3 protein-coding genes are annotated in these 5211 nt (G+C 64.3%); 2 read left to right on the top strand and 1 reads right to left on the bottom strand.

All coding sequences use genetic code 11. The annotated features are described in order from the left end of the window. Nucleotides 1-73: 73 nt before the first annotated feature. On the bottom strand, nucleotides 74-970 hold the full coding sequence (locus tag ACYQ1H_RS15040) for a hypothetical protein (protein WP_460028860.1): 897 nt from the start codon (nucleotides 968-970) through the stop codon (nucleotides 74-76). Nucleotides 971-2053: 1083 nt separating this feature from the next. On the opposite strand from ACYQ1H_RS15040, the gene corA reads away from it, so the two are divergent. Further along, on the top strand, nucleotides 2054-2731 hold the full coding sequence (gene corA / locus ACYQ1H_RS15035) for a copper(I)-binding protein CorA (RefSeq protein WP_460028859.1): 678 nt from the start codon (nucleotides 2054-2056) through the stop codon (nucleotides 2729-2731). 86 nt (nucleotides 2732-2817) lie between these two features. Continuing rightward, the gene (locus ACYQ1H_RS15030; protein WP_460028858.1) at nucleotides 2818-4896 is read left to right on the top strand and encodes a cytochrome-c peroxidase; all 2079 of its coding nucleotides are present in this window, start codon (nucleotides 2818-2820) and stop codon (nucleotides 4894-4896) included. The last annotated feature ends 315 nt before the right edge of the window (nucleotides 4897-5211 follow it).

Here is a 5211-nt window from a genome sequence, read left to right as displayed (position 1 = left end):
CCCGCCGCAAAAATAAAGCCCCTCGGGAGGGGCTTTATTCCGGGTTGGCCGCTTGCCGGCCGGGGCACGCGACTTACTGGTCGAAGGCGTAGCCGGGGATCTTCAGCAGGCCGTCGATTTCCTCGAAGGTCGGAGTCACGACCACATCGTATTGCTGGCTGGTATCGTTCGCGCAGCTTTCCGGGAATGGGTTGTTCGTCGTGTCGCGGTTGATGCTCAGGGTCATCCAGAAGTTGTCTTCGGGCTTGATGCCATGCGCATCCGGGAAGTTGAACTTGGGCGTCTGGCTGTTGATCCAGAGGTTGACATAGCCGGCCGGGTTGCCGGTGTTCTTGCGGTCGGCCTTGCAGACGTCGATGGCCGGGACGCGAACCTTCAGGCTCCTGGCGCATTTGTCGCGGCGCAGCCAGATGCCGCCGGCATTGGCCCGGAAGCTGGTCTGGCCGTACATGTCCGGGTCCAGCTTGCCCTGATAGCCCCAGGCGCCGACGCGGGTGGCGCCGTCCAGCGACTTGACCACACCGAGCTTGTTGAAGACAGCGCGGCTGGACACAGCCCGGAACTTGTCGCCGAGGGTGGTGACGCCGGTGTTGCCAGCGTTGGCGCTGACGATTTCCTCGGCCAGGGTGGTGGGGGTGCCGACTTCATACGAGCCCGAATCGGTGGTCTTGCGCACGGCGGCCACGCCGCCCTGGATGACTTCCTTGGTGCCGTCCGGCTTGGTGATGCGGCCCGGTCCCTTCTTGGAGGCGTCGGCGCCGGTCGGGAACAGCTGCACGGTGCCGGTGACAGGCTTGGCCGGGGTGAAGGCGGTACAGCCGTGGGTGACGGTCACCGCCGTGTAGATGCTGGTGCCTTCCAGCAGGCTCGGTATCGACAGGCTGGGGTGGGCCAGGGCCTGCTGCTGGACGCCCGCCAAGGCGGTCAGGCCGGCGCCGATGGCGAGGGCGCGCGTAAACGTCATTTTCATTCTGAAAGTCTCCATGTGTCGTTAGTTCTTGGTTGCACGGCCAACCCCACCTGTCGTGCGGATGTCCTGCTGCCCAGCGCTAACAGCAGATTACGTGCCATATTTGCAGGATGCCGGGATGGCGGTATCCAGTGACTGCGCCTGGGGTCAATAACCTATTGAAACACTTGGTTAATAAGCGGATTCTGATTTTTTGGTGCCGCGGCGCTTGGTCGCGTGTGGCGGGAGAGATGCGGCGCCTGATTCCGCCGAAACTGCGGGATATGCCACACCCGGGGCTGGACATGCCGCAGTGGCAGGGCTGTCTGGCTTGTATCCGTCACCTGTCCGGCGGACAGCGCACCGCAGGCCTTGAGCGGCGGTGGCATAGACCGGTTCCGTGCCGACTGCGGGATTTCGCCACAGGGTTATGGCATATCCCTCATGCGCCAGTCGGGATCCGCCGAAGCGGCGTCGGTAACCACATGATTGTCAAGGCTTTTAGTGGCTGGCCTGCAATTTGCTGTGTAACTGCCGTGCGTCGATCCTCCTGCTGGCGGGGTCGACGGTCGCGTTGTCCCGGGTTACGGGGGACTTAGGCCCGGGACGGGGGGGCGCGACCGTCACTCGCCACGGACAGCCTCACCCTCTCACCCCGGCCCTGCGGCCGGGCGGCTCCCATCGAGTGGGTCGGCGCGCCTTTTTGCAGAGAGGTCGTTTCATTCAATCCTCTGTTCCAGTGCTCCGTGAAGCTTTGCGCCTCCCGCGTGGAGGCGCTTTTTTTTGAATGCCTTTGCATCCCCAGGCGCCGCGCGGATTGCGGGCATGCTGATGGGACCGGCATTTGCGGAGGGCTGTGGCCATCGATGCGCCAAATCCCTTACGGGAGTGTGGCAAATGCCGCACCCGCTGGCGGGCTGGCAATTTAAGTCATTGATAATGAAACGGTGCAGCCATGGCACGATCCTTGACCCTGCAAACAGTATCCGCCGATCTTGCCAGCCAGCGGTTGGGTGCCCCGGGCGCCGGCGAGTAGCGTGCCCGATGCCGGGTCGGACGGATCGCAGGAACGATTTCTTTCACTCACATGGAGCTCAAAAAAGCATGAAATGTCACGTCAGCAAGCTGTTGATGGCCCTCGGTCTGGCGGGTGCCGCCACGGCGGCCAGCGCACTCGAATGGGCCGCAACAAACGAGACTATCAACTTCCCCTTCCGGCCCGACAACGCGGTGCAGACCTTGACGGCCCGCGTCGATGCCTACTCGAACTCGACCATGGGCTTCAAGGGCTGGACCCATCACTCGTCCTGGCTGTACATGAAACTGAAGAAGGGCGAGCTGTACAACATCACGGTCGATACTTCTGCCGTTCCCGGTTTCCACCCCGGCCTCACCTGCTGGAAACGCCCGCTGGGTAATGGCTACGTGCCCATCAATTTCGCTCCGGGTCATTTCTACAACCAGTGGTCGTCGATCATGGATCCGAATGCCGTGAACGAAGTGGACAAGGCGAAGTTGGGCAAAGGCTACATGTACTTCGCGGTCAATGGCTGGGATCGTGACGGCCTCGGCGACATCCTTCCCGAGCAGTTCCAGCAGGGAAACATGGCCGCCATCCTTGATGGCGAGGCCGGCAAGGTCACTGTCCAGCTGCTGGCTGACTACACCGGCTTCTACCAGTGCGTCGTCGGCGGTATCGCGCCCGAACCGCCCGTGGAAGGCACAACCCTGAGGTACCCGATGCAGGTTTCCGTCAGCGGCAAACTGCTGGACTTCAAGTAAACCATCCAGTTTCGCGAGCGAGGGGCGGCGGGCCGGTCAGGGTGCGTCCGCCCCTTTTCCGTTACTCCGAATCGCGCGTGAAGATCATGAACATACTAGCCAATCCCCCCCTGGCGCTGGCCGTATTGCTGCTGACCATGCCGGAGCTGGCCCTGGCCCATGGTACCCCGCCCGACCCCCTGCGTGGCGTCAAGGTACCGGCGACACCGGGTCTGGTCAGCGGCAGCCGGCCGATCGTCGTCAACAAGAAGGCCGCCACCCAGCTCGGCAAGGCGCTGTTCTGGGATGCGGGCGTGGGCAGCGACGGCATCGCCTGCGCGACCTGCCACGCCCAGGGCGGCGCGGATGGCCGCACGCGCAACCAGCTGGATCCCGGCACCAAGCATGTTGGCGCGCCGACCTCGACGACGTTCGAGAAGACCGCCTCCGGCGCGGCCGGCGGGCCGGACTACGAGCTGCGTCAGGTGGACTTTCCGCTGATGCAGTTCCGCGATCCGACCGACAAGTACTCCGAGATCCTCTTCCAGACCGATGACGTGGTGTCCTCCTCGGGCGCCTTTCTCGGCCAGTTTGTCGGCGCCGCCGAAACCGAGGATCGCTGCGACCCGCTCAAGGACGACATCTTCCATGCCGGCGGCCGCAACACGCGCCAGGTCAGCGTCCGCAATGCGCCGACGGTCATCAATGCCGCCTTCAATTTCCGCCAGTTCTGGGATGGCCGCGCCAACAATCTCTTCAACGGCGAATCGGCCTTCGGCGCCCGCGATCCGGATGCCGGCGTCTGGGTGGCCGGCAAGGCGAACAAGCAGCGCATCCTGCTGAAGAACGCCTCCCTGGCGTCGCAGGCCGTGGCGCCGCCGCTGGATACCCGCGAAATGTCCTGCGTCTCGCGGACCTTTCATGCCCTGGGCCGCAGGCTGCTGCCGCGCCGGCCGCTCGAAAGGCAGGCCGTGCATCCCGAGGACAGCGTACTGGCCGGATTGCGCGATGCCTCCGGCACGGGCCTCAACGTGACCTATGCCGATCTGATCCGGAAGGCCTTCGCCAGCCGTTACTGGTCCGCCAAGGGAACCTATGGCCCGGCGGAGCAGGGCGGCGAACCCTACACCCAGATGGAGGCGAATTTCGCCTTCTTCTTCGGCCTGGCCCTGCAGCTGTACCAGGAGACCCTGATCGCGGACCAGTCGCCGTTTGACGGGCGCCGCGACAAGGACAACGTTCCGGTCGATTTCAATGATCGCCAGCGCCACGGCCTGCAGGTATTCCTCGACGCCCACTGCTTCATCTGCCATGTGGGGCCGCACCTGTCCTCTGCCGCCCACCCCAAGGTGTACAGCGCCAAGTCGGTCAAGTTCTACAATCTTGTCAACCGCTCGGGCATGAGCGAGGACGGCGATGGCATCGGCGTCGCCGGCACACTGCTGGATACCGGCTTCAACATCACCAGCGTCGCGCCCTGGGAATACGATATCGGCATCGGCGGTACCGATCCCTTCGGCCATCCGCTGTCGTTCACCGCGCAGTATCTGAATACGCTGGAGAATCCCGGCCGGGGCATGCTGGACCCCATCGATGTGGTTGCCTGCGAAATGGACATGCCGTTCGCCTACAACATGCCGGCCGCGGATCTGGTGCCGGACCCCAATGGCAAGGGTCATTGCCGGGGCTACAAGCAGCTGTCCCGGATACCGACGCCCGAGGTGATCCGGCGCGAGCGGGCGCGACCCGGCGAAGGGATGCTGCCGATGGGCATCAACGCTGCCTTCAAGGTGCCGTCCCTGCGCAATGTCGAACTGACCGGACCGTACATGCACAACGGCAGCATGAAATCGCTGGAGGAGGTCGTGGCCTTCTACAACCGGGGCGGCAACGTCGACAATCCCCATCACATCGGTACGCTGGTATTCCCGCTGGGGCTGTCCGAGGAGGAGCAGGCCGATCTGGTGCTGTTCCTGAAATCCCTCACGGATGAGCGGGTACGCTGGGAGAGGGCACCCTTCGACCACCCGGAGCTGCTGATCCCGCATGGCCACAAGGCCGGTGCATCGCCCCGCGGACCCGACTATGCGGCCGACGATTACCTGCACCTGCCGGCCGTGGGCAGGAATGGCCGCACGGCCGAGCAGGGTCCGCTCAAGCCGTTCGTCGAGCGCCTGAAACCCTGAGGCGCACGGTGCCTGCTGCCGGTGCGGGGTTGCCACCCGTGCCGGCAGGCGGCACGCATGACAATGGCGGGCGCTGGCCCGCGGTTGCCGCCGGTCGAACCTGTGCCAGCAGGCCAGGACCGTGGACCGGGGCACGGCTCAAGAAGGCAATATCCTCGTTATCCATCTCCTCTCCGCGCGGTCATACGATCCTCGCGGATGGGTGATCAGGGGCGGAGGGTGCTTCAGTCTTGAGCCGCGCCCCGGCCTGTGGACCTGGCTTGCTGACAGCGTGCTGTTCCCTCCCTGCCGGGAGAAGACCTTCTCCTGTCGGAA

It is taken from the genome of Methyloparacoccus murrellii, from assembly GCF_054657115.1.
The sequence above is the reverse complement of the archived record's forward strand: the minus strand, read 5'-3'. Positions and strand labels throughout refer to the sequence as shown.